Below are 21,089 nucleotides of genomic sequence, written 5' to 3'. Positions count from 1 at the left end.
TGTCCGTCCCCGTGGCGTTGGCTAGCCGTTTCCATTCGAAGTCACTTGCCTGTTTTGCCCTTCATCCGCCAGCCGACCCGTGATGGTTCGCGTCGGTTCGGTGAAACGGCGGAACTCAGGACGTATAGATCGTCGTCTTGCTCGACGAACTCACCTCCGGATTGACGTTGCATTGTGCGTTCGAGTTCACGATTTCGCTCCAGTTGACCGTCACTCCCTGTCCCGCAAAGTTCTCGTATGACTGCTGGTAGAAGGTGGTGTATCCCGGAAGCTGGTCACAGCCTCCCCAGTTGTAGCCCGCGACTTCGAGCGTCGTGAACGCGTGTGTGAAATCGAGCGTGAGGTAATCCGTGTCGATGTCCGACGACGTTCCTTTCGTCTGGTTCTGTAGTTCGATGTACCACTGACCGCCGTTCGAGTTGTCGACGTTCATGTAGCCGAAGAGTGCGTCGCCGGGGTCGGCAGCCATGACCGGCCCGTGGTGGTACGCCCCGCTGCTGTCCGGCCCCCACCACGCCGCGTACGTCCAGCGATCGGTGTACGAACCCCAGTTCCATTGGAGAACCGGTTGCACGATGGTCGTATCGTTTTCGTCCTGAAACGCCGGGAAGAGGAAATTGACATTCCCCGAAACGGGCGGTGACTCCGGAACGACGAAGTATCCCTGATATCGCTTGAACCCGTTTCCGTCGTTGGAGTTGTACGCAGCGTAGGTGTACGCGAGCCACTGATGCACGTCGGGGACGACCGGTCGTTTCTGTGTCGTAACCGTCTCCGATTGTGTGCGCGTCGTCGCCACGTCTCCGGGAGACACGTCTCGGTTCGGTCCCTCGTGGGCGATTACGTTCTCCTTTCGTACTCGTTTCCCGTGTGGGACGTAGATGTAGTCGGTCGTCGATGCTGTCGCGCCAGCAACGCCACTCCCGAACGAGAGAGCACTGCCCGCTCCGATTGCTTTCAGGTATGAACGGCGGTCGAGGCGCGCGTCCGTCCCCGTGCGGTTTGTATCGGTCATCTGTTTTGACCCAAACAGACGTTCGAACAAGAATAATTTATATTTATTTTCTAGAAATAAAAACTAAAAATATACTTCCATTTCCGAATAAGCGATTTTCACGGCCGGAAAAACGGTGTCGCTGGTGTGGTGACGGCGATTTGCTATCGCATCATCCGATTTATGACGGAGCGAAACCGTGAAACGCCCCGCGACGCAACCGACACGTAATGGACTGCGATAAGTGCGACCGGGAAGCCGTGATGCACGCGGCCTATTCGGGCCTGCATCTCTGTGACGACCATTTCTGTCGGTCGGTCGAGAAACGACTCCGACGGCGAATCCGTGACGACGACCTGTTGCCCGCGTCGGCGACACCGGACGACCCACAGGTATGGCTCGTCGGCCTGTCGGGCGGCAAGGACAGCGTCGTCCTCACGAAAATCCTCCACGACACGTTCGCCGAGGACCCGCGAATCGAACTCGTCGCGCTGACGATTCACGAGGGTATCGAGGGCTACCGGGACAAGAGTCTCGACGCCTGTCTCGAACTCACCGACGACCTCGACATCCGACACGAAGTCGTCAGCTACGAGGAGGAGTTCGACCTTCGAATGGATGACGTGGTGGAGAAGGACCCGGAGAACATGGCCGCGTGTGCGTACTGCGGCGTCTTCCGACGGGACCTGCTCTCGAAGTACGCCGAGGAGTACGGTGCGGACAAACTCCTCACCGGACACAACCTGGACGACGAGGCCGAAACGGCGCTGATGAACTTCCTCGAGGGCGACGTCGCCCAAGTGGCGAAGCACTTCGATGCGAGTCTGGCCGGGTTCGACGAGCGGAGCGAGCAGGAGGAGTTCGTCCCGCGGGCGAAACCCCTCCGCGACGTGCCCGAAAAGGAAGTCGCGCTGTACGCCCACCTCGAAAACCTTCCCGCGCACATCACGGAGTGTCCCCACTCCAGCGAGGCCTATCGCGGCGAGATTCAGCAGTTGATGCTGTCGCTGGAGGAAAACCACCCCGGAACGCGCCACTCCATCATGGCCGGGTACGAAGAACTCGCCAAACTCGCCGCGGGAGAGTTCGGCGCGGGCGAGGGCAAACGCGAACTCAACGAGTGTGAACGCTGTGGCGCGCCCACGACGCAGGATATGTGCCGGAAATGTTCGCTCGTGGACGCGATTCACGCGGTGTGACTCACTGTAAACGTACTTTCTCGACGAGGTTCATCGCCCTCGGAACGATTGCCGCGCTCGAATGGAGACAGTGAGACAAAAAACGGAAGACGAGGGAAAGACGAAAACTCTAGATTACCGGATGACGTCGAGGCCGTTGTTCTTTTCCAGTTCGTTCCGGCCGCCGTCGCTCTGGGCACCGAACGTTCCGTTGCTCTGTTCGACCCTGTCGCTCGCGTCGTACGACTGCGCGTCGACGTCGCGCATCTTTTCGCGGGAGCGGTCGGCCTGTTTCTGCGTCGTCGGGCCGAGCACCTGTGCGCTCTTCACGCCGGTCATGATGGCCATGACGCGGACTTTGTTCTTGTAGTTCTCCTGAATCCGCGCGCCCCAGATGACGTTGGCGTTCGCTTCGAGACGCTCGGTGATGTTGGCCGCGATGCCTTCCGCCTCTTTGAGCGTCAGGTCGGGACCGCCCGTGATGTGGACGAGCCCGCCCGATGCGCCGCGATAGTCCACGTCGAGGAGCGGGTGGTTCATCGCGTCGCGAACCACTTCGTCGCTCTTGTTCTTGTCCTGCGTCTCGCCGACGAGCATCACCGCGACGCCGCCCTGATTCATGATGGTGGACATGTCGGCGTAGTCGAGGTTGATGAGCGACGGCTGGGTGATCGTCTCCGAGATTCCCTTGACCGTCTCGGCGATGATCTGGTCCATGACCGAGAACGCCTTGCCGATCGGCAGGTTCGGGACGTAATCGAGCAGGCGGTTGTTGTCGAGGACGATGATGGAGTCGGCCTCGTTGCGAAGGTTTTCGAGACCTTCCTCGGCCTTCACCGTGCGGGCACGCTCGACGTTGAACGGCGTGGAGACCATTCCGACGACGATTGCGCCCTGATCTTTGGCGATTTTGGCGACGACGGGTGCCGCGCCGGTCCCGGTTCCGCCACCCATGCCGGCCGTCACGAACACGAGGTCAGCGTCACCGAGTACCTCTTTGATCGTTCCCTGTGCCATCTCGGTGGCGCGCTCGCCCATCGAGGGGTCCCCGCCCGCACCCAGACCTGACGTGAGGGATTTGCCGACGAGGATCTTCGTGTCGGCTTCGATCATCTTCAGGTGCTGTTTGTCGGTGTTGATGGCGACGGTGTCGGCACCATCGACGCCGATGTTGTACAGTCGGTTGATGGTGTTGTTCCCGGCACCACCACACCCGACGATGACGATCCGCGGGTCGCCGAACTCGTCATTGGCGGTCGCCGCTTCCATTTCGCGCTGTTCGCTTTCCGCGTTCTCCAGCGCTTCTTGGACGATATCCTGCATCGATTATACCTTCGCCCACGTGCGTTTGTTCGTGGTTTCGGTGCCGGCTTCGTCATGCTCGTTGAGCATGTCTCGCACCGCGGCCCGAATCGCTTCGCTTCGGTTCGGGAATTCACCGGTTTCGACCATCTGTTCGACTTCTTCGATTTGTTGCTTTGGGATTCGTAGTGTCACGCGCTCCATAGTAGGTTCCCCTTATTTGGTAAGACGACACGCAGTTGTTGTTTTTACCCGTCTTACGCCGATATAGCGGTCGAAACTCCCGGATTCGACCGTTTACCGATGGCGTAAGACAATCGTCTTACGTAGAAGTATCCACATAGTCCCAGCATATATAATTAACGGCGATTGTAAAACAATCGTTTTACGACGAGTCTAAAACGTCTGCCGATGGCGTTCGTCGGCCACAACCGGGACAGAATGCCCAGTCGGACCTGAGTTCGTCGCCGCAGTCACAGAACACGCGGTGGCTCGCTTTTTCGCCGCAGTTGGGACAGTAAACGTGTCCCGAGTCGACGTGTTCGCCGCACTGATGGCAGGCGTTCTCCGTCCGCTCCGTGTCGGCGGCCGTCTGACGCGTCGGTTCTTCGGGTCGAGCCGTGTCTTCGGTTCGGACTGACGATTCTTCGTGCGTCGTCGTCCCTGCACCGTCGAGGGTCACGTTGACGTTGATGTCCCGTCCGGTATCGCGCATTCGAGCCTTCTCCGTGGAGAGTCGCTGCTCGACGAGTTCGTCGACGCGGTCGGCCACGACGGCATCGAGGCTCCCCTCGTCGTCCGATTGCTCGGGCGGTTGCTCGGGTGCGTCCAGATATGCGCGAAGCGCTTCGCGCATCACCTCGCTCTTGGAGGCGTCGAGCGATTCGATTCCGTCCACGAGGTCGTCGTCCGCCCGAAATGTTATTTTACTCATGTTTTTCGTCCGAATGCGTCCGTTTCCGGATATACCGGGTCTAACATACTTGAACCTTTCCGTGTAGAGGTCACACCGAGGAGAATAATAATTCTTAAGTCCGTGACCGGGATAGGTGAAAGTGCGTGCCCGCCCTTAGCTCAGATTGGTAGAGCAGTCGACTGTAGATCGACTTGTCCCCCGTTCAAATCGGGGAGGGCGGATTTGTTTTATAAACTTGACTGACACGATTTGAGCCTGTGAGTCGCATGACCGGAATGGCCCGCAGGGCCACACGCCCGGACCGTCTCACGATGTTCAAATCGGGGAGGTCGAACTACTTTTCGTGACGAATGTCGAACGAGCGTCGCGAGTGAGACCGTATCACGAAAATCGTCTAACCGACACATTTGAGCCTGTGAGTCGCATGCCCGGAATGGCCCGCAGGGCCACACGCCCGGACCGTCTCACGATGTTCAAATCGGGGAGCGGACTGCTCTCCGATACTACCGTTCTTTGACAATTGCCTTTGGCAATATGATTTCGGGCGTATGTAAAAATCATACATCGTGTCAACGGACGGCGCTATCACTGTATTACGGTCGGTTTCCGGATGCAGACCATCCAGTCTACGGCCAGCTAGCTTCGGTTTTCTCCGTTTACTCCTTCCTCCGACCGACCCACTTCCCGGCCCATCGTCGAATCGCGGAACGGGCGGGTGAGTGTTTCTTGACCATCACCGTCCGCCCGGCGAATCGTTCGCCCACGCGTTCGGGGATGTCGCCGAACATGACTCGACGGAGGATTCCCTCGCGGGCCGCGCCGACGACTATCGTGTCGATTCCCTCCTCGTCGGCGTACGCGAGAATCGACTCGGCGACGTCGTCGTCGGACACGAGTACCGTCGAGACGTCGAGACCCTCCTCGACGAGTTCCCACTGGCGTTCGGTCATCACGTCCTCCGACCCGTTCCCGTCCGGTTCCAAGACGTGCAATAACGTCGCGTCCGCGCCCCACGCCTCCGCAAACGCCGCTGCGATGTCGGTCGCAAACGCCGAGTGTGGTCCCTTCGCCACGGGGACCAGTACCTCCTCGGGTTCGTCGTCCGGAACCACCTTCGCCACCGCCACGTCGCACGGCGGATTTTCGACGACGTAATCGAGGGTGGACCCGAGGACGTTCTCCCGCGTCCGTTTTCGCCTCCCGCGCCACCCGAGTAAGACGAGGTCCGCGTCCCGTTGGCGTGCGACGTTCGTAATACTCCGTCCGACGCTCCGTCCGAGCGTCACGGTTCGGTGGACGGGAACGTCGTCCGGCGCGTACTGCACCGCGTCGGCCAACATCTCGCGCTGATCGCCGATGAATCGCTGTCCGTCTTCGAGCGGCGTCTGGACGGGGACGGTCACGATGCTCGTCAACACGACTTCGGCGTCGTTTCGCCGCGCGATGGCACAACCCATTTCGACGAGGGGTTTCGCGCTTTCCGGGTTCGCTATCGGAACCAGTACTCGGTTCGAGCGCTCGGTGGGGTAGCGCTCCTCGGAGACGACGCGGATTTCCCGGGCGATTTCCGTCTCCCGAATCCGACCGCGGGAATAGAGAAAGAAGACGCCGAATCCGGCGAGAATCCACCCTCCCGCGATGTACCACGCGAGGGGACTGTAGTTGAAGAAGTAAACGGCGAGAAAGAGTTTGGTGAGGATGCCGATGATGGGAACGACGGGGAAGTACGGCGAGACGTAGCCGTAATCGAGTTCGTCGCCGTGTTCGCGCCGGAGCCGTATCATCGAGTAGTTAACCTGCAAGAAGAGGAGCAGGAACATCAGGTCCGTCGCGGCCGCGACCTGTGCGAGCGGCAGCGTGACGGCCATGACGGTGATGAGCGCGCCGGAGAGGAGGACGGAAACGTGCGGCGTATGGTGGTCGGGGTGGATTCGACTGAACATGTCGGGGAACACCCGGTCGTTTCCCATCGCGTACCCGACGCGGGAACTCGAAAACGTCGTCGCGTTGAGCGCCGCGAGCGCGGAGAGGATTCCGGTCAGGAGGACGACGAGCGTCCCGTAGGGGAGCAACTGTCCGGCGGCCTGTGCGAGTCCGAATTCGCCGAGGTGGCCGAGGACCTGCCACAGCGCCGGATTCGGCGGGAGGTTCTGCACCGTACTCCCGCCGATGCTGTTCGTCTGCTGGGCGGTCCTGAGGAGTTCCGGCGTGATTCGTACTGCACCGAGCAAAACCACGCCGACGAGGATGTAGATGGTCACGACGACCAGCATGGAGTAGAAGACCGCTTTCGGGATGTTCTCGTGCGGGTTGACGACTTCGCGCCCCGACTGGACGATGATTTCGTAGCCCTCGAAGGCGATGAACGTCAGCCCCATCGCCAGAAAGACGCCGCCGACGCCGTTCGGGAGGAACGGTTCGTAGTTCACGGCCGGGTTCGGGTCGCCGACCAGCGCCGCGATGCCCGAGGCGATGAAGACGAACAGTACGGCCAACTGGAGTACCGTGACGACGTTCTCCGCCCGACTGGTTTCCTTGGCACCGCGATAGTTGACGTACGTGAAGACGGCGGCCGCGAAGGCCGCGAACAGCTTCTGCAAGTCGAGCGGCGAGAGGCCGAACGTCGCAACGCTGAAGTACTCCGTGATGATGAGCGTCAGGAACGACCCGAAACTGAGGATGTACAACGACCCCGCGACGGCGTGGGCGAACCAACTCATCCATCCCGAAATGAACGCCTGTGAGCGCCCCAACGCGGTTCGAACCCAGAGGTAACCACCGCCGGGTTCCGGGAAGGCGCTCCCGAGTTCCGCGTACACCATTCCGGTGAAGATGGTGATGAAGCCGTTGAGCGCGAACGCCAACACGAGTGCGGGGCCGGACTCCCCCGCGGCCAACCCCGTCAGCACGAAGATGCTCCCGCCGACCATCGCGCCGATGCCGATGACGACGATGTCGAACAATGAGAGTTCGCGGGCGAAATCCGCCCCCTCGACCTCCTCCGTCTCGCCGAACGGCGAACCGCCGTCGCTCATTCCGCGTCTCCTCCTCGCTCTCGTTCGTCGGCGTTAGCGTCCGAGTCCTTCCCGGACCCCCGCTCCGCGAACGGTCCCTTCTCGTACTCGCCCGCGGCGACGGCCTCCGTGACGTAGCGCCCGTGAGCGACGACCAGCACGAGCGCCAGCCACGCGACGACCGTGAGCGCAAGTCCGGCCAGTAGCGAGGTCTGGAGTTGGAGGACCGTCGCCGTGTCGGTCGTCCCGATGACTGCCCGCACCGTCTGCTCCGGTATCGCCGACCCGGCTTGGACCGCGAGGTCGGACGGAATCATTCGACACACCCACACCATCCGACCAGTAAAGCATACCCCTCGAAACCCGATTAGGCCGGCGGTACAGGGACGGAAACGTGGCGTTTCGAACTTCCGTTCGGGTTTGGGACGCCTTTCCGGCAGGTCAACGCTTTTACTCCGTACCTATGAATCTACTTGCATGTCCACACGGCTTCCCGATTCCGAGTTCGAAACGCGTCTCGACGCCGTTCGCGAGGAGATACGCGACCACGGCGCTGATGCCGGCGTCTGGTTCGGCGCGACGAGCATCGAATATCTCACCGGCTTCGATCACATCCAGACCGAGCGACCCGTCGTCCTCGCCGTCACGGACGACCGAATCGAAATCACCGTGCCGCGCCTCGAAGTCGAGCGCGTTCAGTCGAACCCCCGAATCGACGCGGTTCACCACTACTTCGATTACCCCGGCGGCAAGCCGATCGCGGTGGCCGTCGAGATGCTCTCGGAACTCGGTGTCGATTCCGTCGTGGCGGACGCCGACGGCGCACCCGGCGTGATGGGCTACAGCGGCCCTGCACTCTCGGAGTTCGTGGACGTCGAAACGCAGAGCTGGGTGGACCGGATGCGCTGGGCGAAGTCCGACGCCGAAATCGACCTCATCCGCGAGTCCGCGCGATGGGGCAACCTCGCCCATCGGTACCTCGCCGACTACACCGAACCCGGCGTCCATCCGGCCACCGCCAGCCAGCAGGCGTCGACGGACGCCTCCCGCGCCATGCTCGACACGCTCGGGGACCGGTACGTTCCGCGCACACGCGGGAGCGGCCCGGCCTTCGCGGGCTACATCACCGGTCCGCAGACAGCACTTCCCCACGGCCACACCGCGAACCGCCGAATCGAGGAGGGTGACGTCCTCATCACGGGTGCCGCCGCGAACGTCGACGGCTACCACTCCGAACTGGAGCGGACGATGTTCGTCGGCGACCCGACCGACGAACAGGAACACTACTTCGAGTTGATGCTCGAATCCCAGACCATCGCCATCGACGCGCTCGGCCCGGGCGTTTCGTTGTCATACGTCGACGAACTCGTGTCCGACTACTACGAGGAACAGGGCGTTTCCGACCTCGCGCGCCACCACGTCGGCCACAACATCGGCATGGGCGCGCACGAACCGCCGTACATCGACCACGGCTGGTCGGACCACGTCGAGGAGGGCGACGCCGAGATGGAACCCGGCCACGTCTACACCATCGAACCCGGTCTGTACACCGATACGTACGGCTACCGTCACTCGGACACCGTCGCAATCACCGAAAACGGCACCGAGACCCTGACCTACTTCCCCCGTGACTTGGAATCCAACATCATTCGCTGGTAAGGTGGCAATCCCGTGACTGTTATGACTTCGTTCTCGGAACGACCGCTAGAGAACAGCCCTCGAAAGCCCCCACGAGCGATTCATACGATTCGCCGAATATGAATCGAAACACACCTGTTTGTCGGCAGAACGGACCGTCCTCCAGAAACCTTATTTCGGCCTCCGTCGTTCAGTTTACCAATGACTTCTCGCCTCAGGTTTCGAAGCGAGTCGGGCGAGAGTTCCGCCGTTCGAGACGTGACGTTCACGGAGTGGCTTTCCGGTCTGAAGGCCAGCGGTAGCAACCTCCTCGTCACGGGCGAGGTCCCCGAGACGACCAGCGCCGAGTTCAGTCGGACGCTTTTCGGACAGGGGGAGAGAACACGCGTCCTCGGACTCGTGGACCCGTCGACGCCCGCGGCGGAATCGTATCTCCCGGTCTCCTTCGAGGATCCACAAACGCGGGTGATCGACCGACGACCCGAGGATCGTGGGCTGGCATCGCGCAGTTCGAGCATCGAGCAACTGACCATCGACCGCCAGACGTTTCGCTCGGAGGTCGTCTCGGCTATCAGTTCACACGAGGAGCAAAACGACGGGTTTGCGCCCGCCGAACTGCGTCTCGGACTCGATTCGATCGGGATGCTGGAGATAAACGACGACCTCGTTTCGGTGGGACAGTTCCTGCGCGGACTCACGGCCATCGTTCGCGGCGTCCGCGGAATGGCACATTATCACCTTCGCGTCCCGGACGACGACCCGATGGTCGCGGAACTATCGCCGCTGTTCGATGCCCGTATCGAACTGCGAAAACGGCCGGGACGGGCCGAACAACGCTGGCACGTGCCGAACCTCGACGAGACGACACACTGGGTAGAATTATCATAAGCGACGATACTACGGGTACCATGGAGTTTCGGCGACACGCGGAGCGTGCCGGCCTCGACATTTACGACGCCATAGAGAACGTCAGGTTCGCGTTGTTCACCGGCGAGTCCGTTCATCCGACGCCGGTCGATACGTCGGGGTTCTATTTTCCGGTCGATGCCGCCGTCGAAATCGAGACGCCGACGCTCGAAATCCCGCAGGACGTTCCCGTGGCGCTCCGTGGACAGAACGGGACGATGATAGTCGAGACGTCGGACGAACGCGACCGAACCCTCGGTTCGGACGACTATCTCGTCGAACTCAGCACGACGCCGATGAAACTCTATTTTCTCGTCAACGGTCGTCTGACCCTCGAACACCGGGACGATACCGTTCGCTTTTCGTTCGACGGAAAGACGGCGGTTCGTGTCGGGGCGCGGTCCTTTCACGACCGACCGGCGGGGACGATAACCGTCACGGACGACGTGCGGGATACGATGCGTGCCGTCTCGCGGTTCGGATCGGCGCTGAAGACGCTCTCCCCGGAACGGTCGTTTCCCACGCTTCGCGGCCATCCGCCGCTGGTCGAACGCGGCGACGAGTTCGCCGCCCCGACCAGCCTCGACCCCCCCGAAACCGACGTGAAACTGGTGGTCCCGCCCGATCGAGAACACGTGTATCCGGTCGTTTCACTCGCGTACTATCTCGGCGCATCGGTCGTTCCGGGGGGCGACCCGCGTCTCGTTGCAGGGTCGTTCGAACGGTCGCTCACGGGTCCCGGCGGCTACGTCGAAACGGTCAACCGAACCCTCAGACAGGTGTTCTTCCTCGATTGTCTCACCAGAACGGAGGGCTACTACACGGTCGAACTCCACGAACGCGAGGCGGTCGAACCCCTCGTCGACCTCGACTTCGCGGACCTCTACGAGATGCCGCTCGCGGAGCGCCTCGCGGCGTATCTCTCGGTTCCGTTCCGGACGCTCGAATCGCACATCCCGAACTGGCGCTTGGGTGTCGACCTCACGCCGACGGCCGAAAACGTCGAGTACACCCCGTATCTCGCGAAGGATCTCGCGCTCGTTCGGATTCCCGACACGCCGACGCCGAAGGCGATCAAACCGATGTCGGACGCACAGACCGAGTTCTTTCGCTCGCCGTCGTCGGACGCGTTGGCCCGCGGTGTGATCGGATGGGACACCGTGGACGAACGGGACGTGTTTCAGGTGGACCCGATGTCGAACGTCATCGAGCAGGCGTGGGCGGGACCGGGGTATCCGCTCACGGTCAACAAACTGGACGTGAGCGCGCTTCGTCGGCGTATCGACCGTCGTCCGTCCGACGACACCATCGACATCCACGTGGTCTGTAACGACGAACGCATGATGGAGGAAGACACCGTTCGGGAGCTGTACGGACTGCGTGACCTCCTCGACTTCGACGTGACGGCCCACTACGACCTGTCGCGTGAGGAGTTCGCCGACTTGCTGGCGAGGTCGGCGGACTTCGTCCACTACATCGGTCACGTCGACGACTCGGGCATCCTGTGTGCGGACGGCCCGCTCGACGTGAAGTCGGTTTCGGAGGTCGGCGCCTCCGCGTTCCTCCTGAACGCGTGTCAGTCCTACGAACAGGGGCACGAACTCGTCACCAAAGGGAGTCGCGGCGGCGTCGTGACGCTCTCGCCGGTCGGCAATCCGATGGCGACGGAGCTCGGACGGACGTTGGCACGGCTTCTCAACTGTGGTTTTCCGCTCCGGGTCGCGCTGTCCATCGCACAGCGACATTCGACGCACGGTTATCAGTACACCGTCTTGGGCGACGGCGGGTTGTCGCTGGTCCAAAGCGAGCGAGGCATTCCACGGCACATCAGCGTCGAGCGGACGGACGGTGACAGGTTCGACGTCGAAGTGAACGCGTACCCGACGGACTTGTTCGGTTTCGGTTCGCACGTGAATCTCGACCACGTCTGGTCACGGCTGCGATATCTCGCCTCCGAACCCCTGACGAGGCTGGTGCTGACCACCGAACAGTTGCGTGCGGTCTGCTCGACGCAGCTACTGCCGATAGAAATAGGTGGGGAACTACACTGGAGCGACGAATCGGACCTGTTCACGTCGGACTAATTACGGCCCACCGTTCGCCCCGCCACCCGCAAGTACGGTTCCGAACTGCATCACCAGTACGCTGAGGGTACACAGGACGCCGAGCAGTTGGGGGTGCTTCGCCAGCTTATCGCCTATCGTGTTTGTTTGCGACATTGCATACAAATAGTGAATCTATTCTGAATTATAATTTTTTAAATAATACATAAAATATATTAATTGCAATAATAAATGTAATGGAGTATTAATTATCGCGAACGATGCGTATCGCGTGAGTGAACTTGCGCTACGGTGCAGTGATATCCGACGTGCGATCACGTGTTCGTTTCAGAACGATGTCCGAATGAGTTCAGAAACGAACACAATTAACACCCGCGCAACAGATAGAAAATTTTTAGATAACCTAAATTGTAATCTCGTCCGGATGCGTACAATACGGACGGATCGCCGATGCAAACGCACACGGCTCACCACTGCCAATCACCACTCGGCCAGTATGGACGTACGTCACACTTCGACGTATCGTTCGTCTCGACGACCCGCTCGCCACGCATCCGACCACTGCCGACCGGTCGGGCCGCGTCGCCACGCCTGACCGGTTGCACGCATCGTCTGGTCTCCTCTGACGACGCTATGCGTCGATTTCTCTCGAATCGACGTCACTCCTCGTTTTTATCAGTATCCCAGCTTCGTTCCCCCTTCTTTCTCCCTGCCGAAGTGCATGTATTTTTAACTAATGGCGACCGGAGTCTAGAACGATGGTCGAGGCGTTTGCGGTTGCGAGCGGGAAAGGTGGCACCGGCAAGACCACGAGCACGCTCTCCCTCGGAATGGCGTTGGCCGAGGAGTACGACGTGACCGTCGTCGATGCCGATACTGGAATGGCGAACCTCCTCTTTCACACGGGGTTGACGGACGTGGAGACGACGCTCCACGACTTGCTCATCGGTGACCGTGGAGCATCGGTCGAGGAGGCCGTCTACGAACGGTTCGGGATGAGCGTCGTTCCCTGCGGGACCAGCCTCTCGGCGTTCGAACGCGCCGACCCCGACAGATTACAGGACGTCGTCGCGACGTTGGCGGCGGACACGGACATCCTTCTGCTCGATTCACCGGCTACCCTCGGCAGCAAGAGCGCGATTCTCCCCATCGTCCTCGCCGACAGAATCGTCGTCGTCCTCCAACCGACGATTCCGTCGCTCAGCGACGGCCTGAAGGTCCAAGAGTACGCCCGCTCCTACGGAACGGGAACCGCGGGCGTGCTGTTCAACAAGGTCCACGACGACGAGGACGTTCGCCCGATAGCGGACAAGAGCGAACGCTACTTCGACGGACCGACGCTCGCCGCGGTTCCCGACGACGACGCGGCACGGGCGGCGCGGCGGGCGGGGGAACCGCTCCTCGCACATGCGCCCGAAAGCGCCGCCGCACGCGCCTACCGCGCCGCGGCTTCGACCCTCGACGTTCGGGCCGGTGAATCGGAACGCGTTGCGGAACGCTTCCGGAGCGCCGTCATTCCAGACACACCATGACCAAACCGCACGGCGAACTCGTTCGCTCCCGCGTCGTCAGCGACCCCGCAATAGCGCTGGCGACCGCACTGGAGCGTGGTCTCACCGGCCGTGCGGTGTTCAAACCGCAAGATTCGCTCCTCCTCGACGGGGACGGGTACGGCGTGTTGACCCTCGAAGACGGCGTTCCCGTGGCGGCCCACCACACCGGAACCGGTCGCGGCGGTCCCGAAGCGGTGGCCGACCTCGCCGTCCCCGGACCGTACAGCGTCGAACTGTATCGACACTCCCCGGACGAACGCGAAACGGGTCAGGAACGGGAAGAACGAGCGATTCCGCCGGGGATGCCCGCCGAGCGACTGGCCGGCGATCCGGAATTGGCCGCGAAAACGCGGGACCGTGCGCCGGACCGATCGATCGACGAAACGGACGCGTCCCCGACGAGCGCCGTGGAAGCGTTCCTCGAAGACGAGGAGAAGATAGCGGCCATTCGGGAGCGTGCGAGAGCGGAGGCCGAACGGCGGGCCGAGGAGTGGGGGTTGGACGACCAACTGAACCAATAATCACGTCGGGCCGGACGCGGTGGACGGTCCACGACCCGCTCGAACGAACCGTTATTCCTGTTCGATGTCCGATTTCAGCGCCGAGAGGATGGTTTCGGTCGTCTCGGCGACGACGTCTTCGAGGAACTCGGGGTCCGACTGCGTGGGGTCGCCGCGCCCGCCCTGTTCCGTGATGTCGTCGAAGTAGGTGTACTTGCGCGCCTCGAACCGCGCTGTTCGGACCTGCGGTTCCTTCTTTTCGGTCTTCACGAGATCGGGATAGAACAGTTCGATGACGCTCGTCTCGTGGTCGCCCGCGTGCCCCCATTCCTCGCCGAACCGCTCTTCCAATCGGTCTCGTGCGAAATCCGTCCAATGGACGAGCGACGTCTTGACGCCGTGGTCGCGCTGAATCCTGTCCGCGGCGAGGGTGAGCGGCGCGTTGTTCCCCCCGTGGCAGTTGACGACGGCAAGTCGCTCGGCACCGTGTTCCGCGATGGATTCGCCGATATCCTCGATGACGCGCTGATAGGTGTCGCTCGACAGCGTGACGGTCCCGGCGTAGTTCATGTGATGTTCGGAGTAGCCGTAGGGAAGGGTCGGCAGTCGAACCATCGACAGGTCGTGGTCCGGTGCCGCCTCGACGAGTTCCCGCGAGAGGGATTCGGCACGGAGCGTGTCCACCGTCACCGGGAGGTGGAGGGAGTGTTGTTCGACGCTGCCTGTCGGGAGGACGACGAAATCGGCGTCGGGAATCGCCTCCTCGGCGTCCTCCCACGTCATACCCCCGAGGTCGTACGGTTCGTAGTCGAGTCGGACCGTCATCGGTCCGCCCCCGGGGCCGGTCCCGAATCCGCCGTTTCATCGCCGTCGAACGGCCACGTTCCGGAGTTTCGCATCCCCGTCTCGAACCCCTGTTCGACCGTCGCGTCGCGGACTTCCGCGACGGATTTGTGCGGGATTTCCCGGTCCGCCTCCGCGAGTTTGCACACGCCGGCGGTGAACACGACGGCGAGGTCGCGGAGGTCGCGGACGTCGAGTTTGTCCAACGTGTCGCCGTGCGTGTGGCCCCATCCGCGTCCGCTTTCTCCCGCGACGGACCGCCCCTGCATGCCCGCGACGCCCTTCTGGACGAACGGCCAGTGGTCGCTGTGCGGGCGGATTCCGTCGTGAATCTCGACCGGAACGTCGAGTTCGTCGCGCACCTCCGCGAACGCCTCGCCCATCGGGTCGAACCCGTGCGTGTACACGTCGGCGGTGCGCGAGTAACCCGCGCCGTCCATGTTGAAGATGCACTTGACGGCGTTCATGTCGTGTGTTTCCACCCAGCGGTACGCGCCGAACAGGCCGACCTCCTCGGCACCGAAGACGAGACAACGAACCCGCGTTTCGAGGTCGTCTTCCATCTCGACCAGCAAGCGGCCGATTTCGGCGACGAGAACCGTGCCGACGCCGTTGTCGTTCGCGCCTTCACCGACGTCGTGAGCGTCGACGTGTGCCGTGACGAGGACTTCCTCGTCCGTATCGGGGCCGACGACGGCCTCGACGTTGCGGGAGTTCGTCGGTTCGTTTCGGCAGTCGACGGTGAGCCGGGCCGTCGTCTCGCCGCTGCCGCAGTACCGAACGAGTCGGTCGCCGACTTCCTTCGAGACGCCGACGGCGGGGATGTCGCCGGGACCGTCCCGCTTCCCGATGCTCCCGGTCGGCGGGAGATTTCCGTCCAGGTGATTGCGGAAGAGGAACCCGACCGCGCCGCCGCGGGCCGCCGCCCCGTACTTCTCTGCGCGGTGAATCCAGCGCCCGTAATCGCCCGGGGTCATGCTCGACGCCATGACGAGTTTGCCCTCGATGTCCGCTTCTTCGAACTCCTCGGGGCGGCCGTAGCCGACGTCGACCAGTTCCGCCTCGACGTCGCCGCTCGGTGTTCCGGGGAGGGCCACGGTTTCGTGCTGGGCGTCGAACTCGTGCGTGCGGTCGTGTTCCACGGTCAATCCGCTCGACCCGCGCCACCAACCGGGGATGCCGAACTCCGTGACGGTCGCATCACGGAGGCCGTTCGCTTCGAACGCTTCCTTCACCAGTTCGGCACCTTCGGCCTCCCCGTCCTGTCCGGCCATCCGATTGTCGAGGTCGACGAGATCACAGAGGAGGTCCCAGTGCCGCGTGCTCGTGTACGCATCGCCGACGATCGTCGTGGGTAGTGTTGTCATTTTACGTGGTAGGGTTCACGATTGACGTCCCGTCAGATGTACGTTTGGTTCGGAGAAATCCGTGCACGGGTAGAGCGCACTGCAGGAGTTCCCGTGAACCGCTCGGATGGACGAAATCGGGAGCGGCGTCGGTATGTTCCGCGGGGTGGGTGGCGGCGAACCACGACCGGGAAGTGGCCGTCGCGGCGGCGTCGTCGGACCGACCCGTCGTCTCGCCGTTCCGTCGCTCGTCGGCCGAAGCATACAGGAAGGACCCCGTCGTGGGCCGTACAGTCGGGCGACCGTCCGATGTGATTCAGTATGCCAAAGGAGGGACATGAGGGGTCCGACGATGGGGACGAGCGCACTGCAACCGTCGCCGATTCGATGGCCGACGGAGAGCGGCGGGAGCGTCAGTTCCGCCTCGGCGGACTGACGCTCGAACTCACGGGGGTGTCCGCCGACATCGAGGAACTGGCGCTCGGATTGGAGCCGATAGAACTGGGCCTCTCCGCACCGCCGGAGTCGGAAACGGACGACGCCGACTCGAACCGGACCGAATCGCGGGAGGCCGACGGACGCGGCGCTGGGGCGCGACTGGGTGCGTTTCTGGGTCGCAAAATCGGCTCGTTTCTCGGCCGAACCCTCGACCGCGGTGTACGCGTCCTTTGGCGTCGCATTCGCGGGCGGAGCGGGAGTTCACGCGACTCCGATCCGAACGCCACCGAACCGGATTCCGCGGGCGAATCGACGGCGGAAGCGGACCCACACGAGTTCGATGACGAACTCCGCGCGCGTCTCGACCGCGCAGTCGGCCGCGATGCGTCGGAAAATTGAGCCCCTACTAGCGGCGTTTCCGCTGATTTTCTTTCGCTTCGGCTTCGAAGCGTTCGGCACGAATCCGGTCGCTTCGTTTCCGTCGCCACTCCCACACCCCCGCCACGATGATGAGGAGGCCCACGCCGGCACCGCGAATCGGCGACCCCTGCACCGAGAGGAAGACGAAGACGCCGACCGCAAAGAGTATCGAGACGCCGAGGGTTATCTTCGCCCAACCGCGCTGTGGTCCTCGGACCCGTCGCATACCGGTCCGTCGGAGAATCGTTGTGAACGTTGCGGGACGACGACGGACCTATCGCGGCCGACGGATTTCGTCCCGACTCGGGAACTCGCGCCGTAGCGCGGACAACAGCACGTCGGCCGTTTCGTTCGCGTCCCGCATCGAGAGGGTCTCGACCGGGGAGTGCGTGTATCGACACGGAACCGCGATGGCACCCGCGTAGCGGCCGCCGCGGACCTGTTGGAGTTCGGTAGCGTCGGTCGTCCCGGTCAGCATCACGTCGTGTTGCAGGTCCACGTCCGCCGCGTCCGCCGCATCGCGGAGCCACGTTCTCGTCTGGCGGTCAACGATGACGCCGCCGAAGAAGTATTCGGAGGTCCCGTCCCCGAACTCGACCACCGGACCGCCGTCCACCGTCGCGCTCACGCCGTCGTCCCGCCCGGCGGGATAGTCGTCCACGGGGAAGATTTCGAGCGCGATACCGACGTCCGGGTCCAACGAATACCCTGCCGTCCGCGCACCGCGGAGTCCGACTTCCTCCTGCACCGTGGCGACGTAGTGGACCGTCGCGTCCACGTCCTCCTCGCGGGCGAGTGCGAGGAGGATGGCCAGCGCGATTCGATCGTCCAACGCCCGTCCGGTGATTCGGTCGTTTCCGAGTCGGGAGACGCCGTAGTCCCATATCGCGTAATCGCCCGGTTCGACGTTCATGTCGGCGACTTCCTCGGGCGACGTCGCGCCGATGTCGATGCGGAGGGATTCCGGCAAGGCATCCTTCTCGTCGTCGCTCATGAAGTGTCGACAGCGCGGGCCGATGACGCCGAGAACGCCGTCCGGGCCGACACGAACGCGCTGGCCCGACAGGTTCCCCTTGTAGTGCCCGCCGAGCATGTGGAAGGTGAGGAAGCCGTCCTCGTCCACGTCCTCGACGAGGAATCCGAGTTCGTCTGTGTGGGCCGCGAGCATGATTTCGAAGTCGCTGCCCTCGCTCGTGGCGACGACGTTCCCCATCACGTCGAACGAAACGTCGTCCACGTGCGGTTCTATCAGGTCGGCGAATCGGTCCGCGACGGCGTATTCGTTCCCGGGCGCGCCCGGCGCTTCCACCAGCGTTTCGAGGTCCTCGAACGAAACGTGCATGCGAAAACCGGGAGTGAACGGGGGATAACCGTTCGGGTCGCTGCAAACCGGTCGATTCGGTCGCGTAGATACCTGAATTTCACAAAAGATTACATACCTCGGGATGATCTGATAGCTATGAGAAATTAGCATATATTACCGGATATAATTGGATGATTATTCGTATCAGGCACATATTTTTGAAAACGGACCAAAAGTCAATAAACCCCCGCTACGACCCACGATTGGGAAGTAATGACTGCAACACGACGAACGTTTCTGACGGCGGCGGGCTGTGCGGGATTGCTCGGACTCGGCGTAACGGCGACGAGTGGTCAAAGCGAAACAACTGCATCGCGTGATTCGTTCACGATTCGGAGCGGAACCGACCAGGAGACGACGGTGTTCGTCACCTCCGCCGAGGAATCCGGGCCGACGGTGATGGTCGTCGGCGGAATGCACGGCAACGAGAACGGCGGCTACGAGGCCGCCGGAGACGTCGCCGAGTGGGACATCCAGCGCGGAACGCTGGTGGCGATTCCGAAGGCCAACGCGGCGGCCGTCGAGGAGGACTCGCGCATCGCCTCGGGCGGCGTCGATCTGAACCGCCAGTTCCCGACGGGCGAGGAACCCGAGACGGAACTCGCACGCGCCATCTGGGACGTCGTGGAGCGGTACGAACCGGAGACGGTCATCGATCTACACGAATCGATCGGCATCTACGACGGGGACATGATCGGCGGCGTCGGACAGACCGTCTTCTCCTCGTGGGACGAGGCGGCCACCGACGACGCCAAAGCGGCCATTTCCTACGTCAACGAGAACTTCGTCTCACGGGACGGTTACGAGTTCACGGTCGACCCGTTTTCCTCCTCCTCGAACGAACCGACGGGACTCCTCACGCACAAGGTGGCGCGCGATACAGACGCCGTCGGATTCCTCGTGGAGGCCACGTCCAAGGACACGCCCCTCGAAAAGCGGGTTCGGTGGCACACCGAAATCGTCCAGCAACTCGTCGAAGAGGAGGTGCTCACCTCCTCCGACGACGGAAGCGACGGTGGGGATGACGGCGGAGACGACGGAAGTGATGGCGAGGACGGAAACGAAGGGGACGACGGCGGAAACGACGGAGGGAAGGAGAAAAACGAGCCACCGGTCGCGCGCATCCAAACGAGCCCGGAGAACACGACCGACGGGTCGCTCGAACGGGGCGACACCGTTACGCTAGACGCATCCGCCTCGGAGGACGGCGACGGTGACATCGCGGAATACACGTGGGACGTCGACGGGGACGGCTCGTTCGAAAGGAGCGGCGAATCGATCGAACTGTCGCTCTCCGAGTGTGGCGACTACCAAGTCATGCTCCAAGTCACCGACGACAAAGGCGAAACGGCCACGGACGAGGTCGTCCTATCCACGATCCGATAACCGCCCGTCCAAAATAATTGTTCTATCAGTACATATTTTATTAACTATTTAATTCTATAGTATAAAAATGGCCAATAGTAAGAAATACCCTGAGTTGCAACCGCCGGGTATGAAACGCCGCACGTTTATCGCCGGTGTTGGAACGACGACCACGCTCTTCCTCGCCGGTTGTAACTCCAGCGGAGACGATACCGGTTCGACGACCACTGGAACGGACTCCAGTTCGACGGCGACCGGTACCGGTGAGACGACGGAAACCACCGCATCCGAAATGTCGGAGGGGACGACCACCGAATCCTCGGAGACCACGACGGAATCATCCGGAACGACGACTGCGGGGACGAGAACGGTCACATACGGCGAGTACGCGACCATCTCCGACGGACTCGAAGTAGCCGTCACGGGGGCCGACACGTCCGACTCCTACGAACACGACGGAACGACAGCGAAATCGGATGACGGTAAGACGTACGTCCTCCTCACGTTCGAGGCGAAGAACTCCGCGGAGTCGTCCCGGTCGCTTCCGGAGGACTCGACGGCGACGATACGGGCGAACGGCGACGAGTACGCGGTGGCCGACGCGGCGAAGGAGAAGTGGGACGGGTACGTCTCGTCGTCGGTGAACGCCGGCGGCACGTCGTCGATCACCGTCCCCTTCGAAGTGCCGAAGGATGCGATCTCGTCGCTCGACGTGAGGGTCGCGCTATCGTACACCGACTCCGGATCGAAACGACTCGTTCAGTGGAGCATGGAGTGACCGCCGCTACTCGATAGCGACTGTCGGTCGAAACGATTCGGTTCCCGTCGTTCTCGTTCGGACTTCTCGCCCGACGGAATCGAAAGAAGGGACGAACCGCAAAGAAATCGAAGTTAGTCGTCGCCCGCGTCGAAACCGAGCGCCGTCATCGTTTCCTTCGAGACACCGCTGTCTACGAGTCGCCGTCGCAAAGCCCGCCGGTCCACATGGGAGAGGTCGAGAGATGTCCCGGTGTCGATGCCGTCGTCCCCCCGACGGCCCTGCCGAGTTCTCTCGTACGCATCGCGGATGAGTTCGGCTTCTAGCTTCGGGACAGATTGGGGAATCTCTGGTGAGTTTCTGATTCCAGACATCGTTTCCCGCCACTCACAGGAGGGTGTTAAAGTTATTTTAGGGTAACAGATCTGTCTTTTCCCTGGTGTAGAGCTTCCTTTCCTAATATATTCGAACCAGTAAGCGCAGGACGATAACG

Annotated in this window: 22 protein-coding genes and 1 tRNA gene; 11 read left to right on the top strand and 12 right to left on the bottom strand. The window is 62.1% G+C overall.

What is annotated here, in order from left to right; translation table 11 throughout:
- Positions 1-115: 115 nt before the first annotated feature.
- Positions 116-1,015, bottom strand: coding sequence for a hypothetical protein (locus LJF34_RS07485; RefSeq protein WP_231184254.1), 900 nt, complete (start codon positions 1,013-1,015; stop codon positions 116-118).
- A gap of 209 nt (positions 1,016-1,224) precedes the next feature.
- On the opposite strand from LJF34_RS07485, the gene LJF34_RS07480 reads away from it, so the two are divergent.
- Positions 1,225-2,193: a TIGR00269 family protein gene (locus LJF34_RS07480; RefSeq protein ID WP_231184252.1), complete on the top strand. Its 969-nt coding sequence runs from the start codon at positions 1,225-1,227 to the stop codon at positions 2,191-2,193.
- A gap of 114 nt (positions 2,194-2,307) precedes the next feature.
- Here the strand turns inward: LJF34_RS07480 and ftsZ are convergent, their stop codons facing one another.
- The 3 genes from ftsZ to LJF34_RS07465 form a co-directional block, all read right to left on the bottom strand.
- Positions 2,308-3,495 (bottom strand): cell division protein FtsZ, encoded by a 1,188-nt coding sequence (ftsZ, locus tag LJF34_RS07475; RefSeq protein WP_231184251.1) that lies wholly within the window; start codon positions 3,493-3,495, stop codon positions 2,308-2,310.
- Positions 3,496-3,498: 3 nt separating this feature from the next.
- Entirely contained in the window at positions 3,499-3,678 is a 180-nt protein-coding gene (locus tag LJF34_RS07470; RefSeq protein WP_231184250.1) for a ribbon-helix-helix domain-containing protein, read from the bottom strand.
- Positions 3,679-3,859: 181 nt separating this feature from the next.
- Positions 3,860-4,408, bottom strand: coding sequence for a zinc ribbon domain-containing protein (locus LJF34_RS07465; RefSeq protein ID WP_231184249.1), 549 nt, complete (start codon positions 4,406-4,408; stop codon positions 3,860-3,862).
- A gap of 129 nt (positions 4,409-4,537) precedes the next feature.
- Between LJF34_RS07465 and LJF34_RS07460 the strand changes: the two genes are divergently transcribed.
- Positions 4,538-4,611 (top strand) — tRNA-Tyr (locus LJF34_RS07460).
- Between the two features lie 435 nt (positions 4,612-5,046).
- On the opposite strand, the gene LJF34_RS07455 is transcribed toward LJF34_RS07460, so the two are convergent.
- Together LJF34_RS07455 and LJF34_RS07450 are read right to left on the bottom strand one after the other, a co-directional pair.
- Positions 5,047-7,425, bottom strand: coding sequence for an amino acid permease (locus tag LJF34_RS07455; RefSeq protein ID WP_231184248.1), 2,379 nt, complete (start codon positions 7,423-7,425; stop codon positions 5,047-5,049).
- The gene (locus LJF34_RS07450; RefSeq protein ID WP_231184247.1) at positions 7,422-7,721 is read right to left on the bottom strand and encodes a hypothetical protein; all 300 of its coding nucleotides are present in this window, start codon (positions 7,719-7,721) and stop codon (positions 7,422-7,424) included. The genes LJF34_RS07455 and LJF34_RS07450 overlap by 4 nt, the downstream gene beginning before the upstream one ends.
- A 160-nt stretch (positions 7,722-7,881) precedes the next feature.
- On the opposite strand from LJF34_RS07450, the gene LJF34_RS07445 reads away from it, so the two are divergent.
- From LJF34_RS07445 to LJF34_RS07435, 3 genes are all read left to right on the top strand, one after another.
- The gene (locus LJF34_RS07445; protein WP_231184246.1) at positions 7,882-9,063 is read left to right on the top strand and encodes a Xaa-Pro peptidase family protein; all 1,182 of its coding nucleotides are present in this window, start codon (positions 7,882-7,884) and stop codon (positions 9,061-9,063) included.
- Positions 9,064-9,243: 180 nt separating this feature from the next.
- Complete coding sequence (locus tag LJF34_RS07440) at positions 9,244-9,930, top strand: hypothetical protein (RefSeq protein WP_231184245.1); 687 nt, start codon at positions 9,244-9,246, stop codon at positions 9,928-9,930.
- A gap of 20 nt (positions 9,931-9,950) precedes the next feature.
- Positions 9,951-12,032, top strand: coding sequence for a CHAT domain-containing protein (locus tag LJF34_RS07435; protein WP_231184244.1), 2,082 nt, complete (start codon positions 9,951-9,953; stop codon positions 12,030-12,032).
- Here LJF34_RS07435 and LJF34_RS28880 read toward each other — a convergent pair whose 3' ends face one another.
- Positions 12,033-12,167, bottom strand: coding sequence for a hypothetical protein (locus tag LJF34_RS28880; protein ID WP_255665752.1), 135 nt, complete (start codon positions 12,165-12,167; stop codon positions 12,033-12,035).
- Between the two features lie 602 nt (positions 12,168-12,769).
- On the opposite strand from LJF34_RS28880, the gene LJF34_RS07430 reads away from it, so the two are divergent.
- Together LJF34_RS07430 and LJF34_RS07425 are read left to right on the top strand one after the other, a co-directional pair.
- The gene (locus LJF34_RS07430) at positions 12,770-13,543 is read left to right on the top strand and encodes an AAA family ATPase (protein WP_231184243.1); all 774 of its coding nucleotides are present in this window, start codon (positions 12,770-12,772) and stop codon (positions 13,541-13,543) included.
- Positions 13,540-14,085, top strand: coding sequence for a hypothetical protein (locus LJF34_RS07425; RefSeq protein WP_231184242.1), 546 nt, complete (start codon positions 13,540-13,542; stop codon positions 14,083-14,085). The genes LJF34_RS07430 and LJF34_RS07425 overlap by 4 nt, the downstream gene beginning before the upstream one ends.
- 51 nt (positions 14,086-14,136) lie before the next feature.
- Here the strand turns inward: LJF34_RS07425 and LJF34_RS07420 are convergent, their stop codons facing one another.
- Positions 14,137-14,889, bottom strand: coding sequence for a creatininase family protein (locus LJF34_RS07420; protein WP_231184241.1), 753 nt, complete (start codon positions 14,887-14,889; stop codon positions 14,137-14,139).
- Positions 14,886-16,274 carry a M28 family metallopeptidase gene (locus tag LJF34_RS07415; RefSeq protein ID WP_231184240.1) on the bottom strand — a complete coding sequence of 463 codons (1,389 nt, stop codon included), beginning with the start codon at positions 16,272-16,274 and terminating at the stop codon, positions 14,886-14,888. The genes LJF34_RS07420 and LJF34_RS07415 overlap by 4 nt, the downstream gene beginning before the upstream one ends.
- Before the next feature lie 149 nt (positions 16,275-16,423).
- Here LJF34_RS07415 and LJF34_RS07410 point away from each other — a divergent pair, with 149 nt between their 5' ends.
- Together LJF34_RS07410 and LJF34_RS07405 are read left to right on the top strand one after the other, a co-directional pair.
- Positions 16,424-16,594 carry a hypothetical protein gene (locus tag LJF34_RS07410; RefSeq protein WP_231184239.1) on the top strand — a complete coding sequence of 57 codons (171 nt, stop codon included), beginning with the start codon at positions 16,424-16,426 and terminating at the stop codon, positions 16,592-16,594.
- Positions 16,575-17,090, top strand: coding sequence for a hypothetical protein (locus LJF34_RS07405; protein WP_231184238.1), 516 nt, complete (start codon positions 16,575-16,577; stop codon positions 17,088-17,090). Before LJF34_RS07410 ends, LJF34_RS07405 begins: the two co-directional genes overlap by 20 nt.
- A gap of 7 nt (positions 17,091-17,097) precedes the next feature.
- Here LJF34_RS07405 and LJF34_RS07400 read toward each other — a convergent pair whose 3' ends face one another.
- Complete coding sequence (locus LJF34_RS07400; RefSeq protein ID WP_231184237.1) at positions 17,098-17,337, bottom strand: hypothetical protein; 240 nt, start codon at positions 17,335-17,337, stop codon at positions 17,098-17,100.
- 48 nt (positions 17,338-17,385) lie between these two features.
- Positions 17,386-18,453, bottom strand: a complete 1,068-nt coding sequence (locus LJF34_RS07395; RefSeq protein ID WP_231184235.1) for a M20/M25/M40 family metallo-hydrolase — start codon at positions 18,451-18,453, stop codon at positions 17,386-17,388.
- Positions 18,454-18,687: 234 nt separating this feature from the next.
- Between LJF34_RS07395 and LJF34_RS07390 the strand changes: the two genes are divergently transcribed.
- Both LJF34_RS07390 and LJF34_RS07385 read left to right on the top strand, forming a co-directional pair.
- Entirely contained in the window at positions 18,688-19,860 is a 1,173-nt protein-coding gene (locus LJF34_RS07390) for a PKD domain-containing protein (RefSeq protein ID WP_231184233.1), read from the top strand.
- Positions 19,861-19,969: 109 nt separating this feature from the next.
- Entirely contained in the window at positions 19,970-20,617 is a 648-nt protein-coding gene (locus LJF34_RS07385) for a DUF4352 domain-containing protein (protein ID WP_231184231.1), read from the top strand.
- A 113-nt stretch (positions 20,618-20,730) separates the two neighbouring features.
- Here LJF34_RS07385 and LJF34_RS07380 read toward each other — a convergent pair whose 3' ends face one another.
- A complete protein-coding gene (locus LJF34_RS07380) occupies positions 20,731-20,970 on the bottom strand; it encodes a hypothetical protein (protein ID WP_231184229.1) in 240 nt (79 codons plus the stop codon).
- Positions 20,971-21,089 lie beyond the last annotated feature (119 nt).

Source organism: Haladaptatus sp. DYF46, from assembly GCF_021083305.1.
Taxonomy (GTDB): Archaea; Halobacteriota; Halobacteria; order Halobacteriales; family Haladaptataceae; genus Haladaptatus.
Note: the sequence above shows the minus strand (reverse complement) of the source record. Positions and strands in the feature narration are given on the sequence as shown.

Coding starts and splice junctions, on each gene's coding strand:
- LJF34_RS07485 (WP_231184254.1), bottom strand. CDS start 1,015: ATGACCGATACAAACCGCACGGGGACGGACGCGCGCCTCGACCGCCGT.
- LJF34_RS07480 (WP_231184252.1), top strand. CDS start 1,225: ATGGACTGCGATAAGTGCGACCGGGAAGCCGTGATGCACGCGGCCTAT.
- ftsZ (WP_231184251.1), bottom strand. CDS start 3,495: ATGCAGGATATCGTCCAAGAAGCGCTGGAGAACGCGGAAAGCGAACAG.
- LJF34_RS07470 (WP_231184250.1), bottom strand. CDS start 3,678: ATGGAGCGCGTGACACTACGAATCCCAAAGCAACAAATCGAAGAAGTC.
- LJF34_RS07465 (WP_231184249.1), bottom strand. CDS start 4,408: ATGAGTAAAATAACATTTCGGGCGGACGACGACCTCGTGGACGGAATC.
- LJF34_RS07455 (WP_231184248.1), bottom strand. CDS start 7,425: ATGAGCGACGGCGGTTCGCCGTTCGGCGAGACGGAGGAGGTCGAGGGG.
- LJF34_RS07450 (WP_231184247.1), bottom strand. CDS start 7,721: ATGATTCCGTCCGACCTCGCGGTCCAAGCCGGGTCGGCGATACCGGAG.
- LJF34_RS07445 (WP_231184246.1), top strand. CDS start 7,882: ATGTCCACACGGCTTCCCGATTCCGAGTTCGAAACGCGTCTCGACGCC.
- LJF34_RS07440 (WP_231184245.1), top strand. CDS start 9,244: ATGACTTCTCGCCTCAGGTTTCGAAGCGAGTCGGGCGAGAGTTCCGCC.
- LJF34_RS07435 (WP_231184244.1), top strand. CDS start 9,951: ATGGAGTTTCGGCGACACGCGGAGCGTGCCGGCCTCGACATTTACGAC.
- LJF34_RS28880 (WP_255665752.1), bottom strand. CDS start 12,167: ATGTCGCAAACAAACACGATAGGCGATAAGCTGGCGAAGCACCCCCAA.
- LJF34_RS07430 (WP_231184243.1), top strand. CDS start 12,770: ATGGTCGAGGCGTTTGCGGTTGCGAGCGGGAAAGGTGGCACCGGCAAG.
- LJF34_RS07425 (WP_231184242.1), top strand. CDS start 13,540: ATGACCAAACCGCACGGCGAACTCGTTCGCTCCCGCGTCGTCAGCGAC.
- LJF34_RS07420 (WP_231184241.1), bottom strand. CDS start 14,889: ATGACGGTCCGACTCGACTACGAACCGTACGACCTCGGGGGTATGACG.
- LJF34_RS07415 (WP_231184240.1), bottom strand. CDS start 16,274: ATGACAACACTACCCACGACGATCGTCGGCGATGCGTACACGAGCACG.
- LJF34_RS07405 (WP_231184238.1), top strand. CDS start 16,575: ATGCCAAAGGAGGGACATGAGGGGTCCGACGATGGGGACGAGCGCACT.
- LJF34_RS07400 (WP_231184237.1), bottom strand. CDS start 17,337: ATGCGACGGGTCCGAGGACCACAGCGCGGTTGGGCGAAGATAACCCTC.
- LJF34_RS07395 (WP_231184235.1), bottom strand. CDS start 18,453: ATGCACGTTTCGTTCGAGGACCTCGAAACGCTGGTGGAAGCGCCGGGC.
- LJF34_RS07390 (WP_231184233.1), top strand. CDS start 18,688: ATGACTGCAACACGACGAACGTTTCTGACGGCGGCGGGCTGTGCGGGA.
- LJF34_RS07385 (WP_231184231.1), top strand. CDS start 19,970: ATGAAACGCCGCACGTTTATCGCCGGTGTTGGAACGACGACCACGCTC.
- LJF34_RS07380 (WP_231184229.1), bottom strand. CDS start 20,970: ATGTCTGGAATCAGAAACTCACCAGAGATTCCCCAATCTGTCCCGAAG.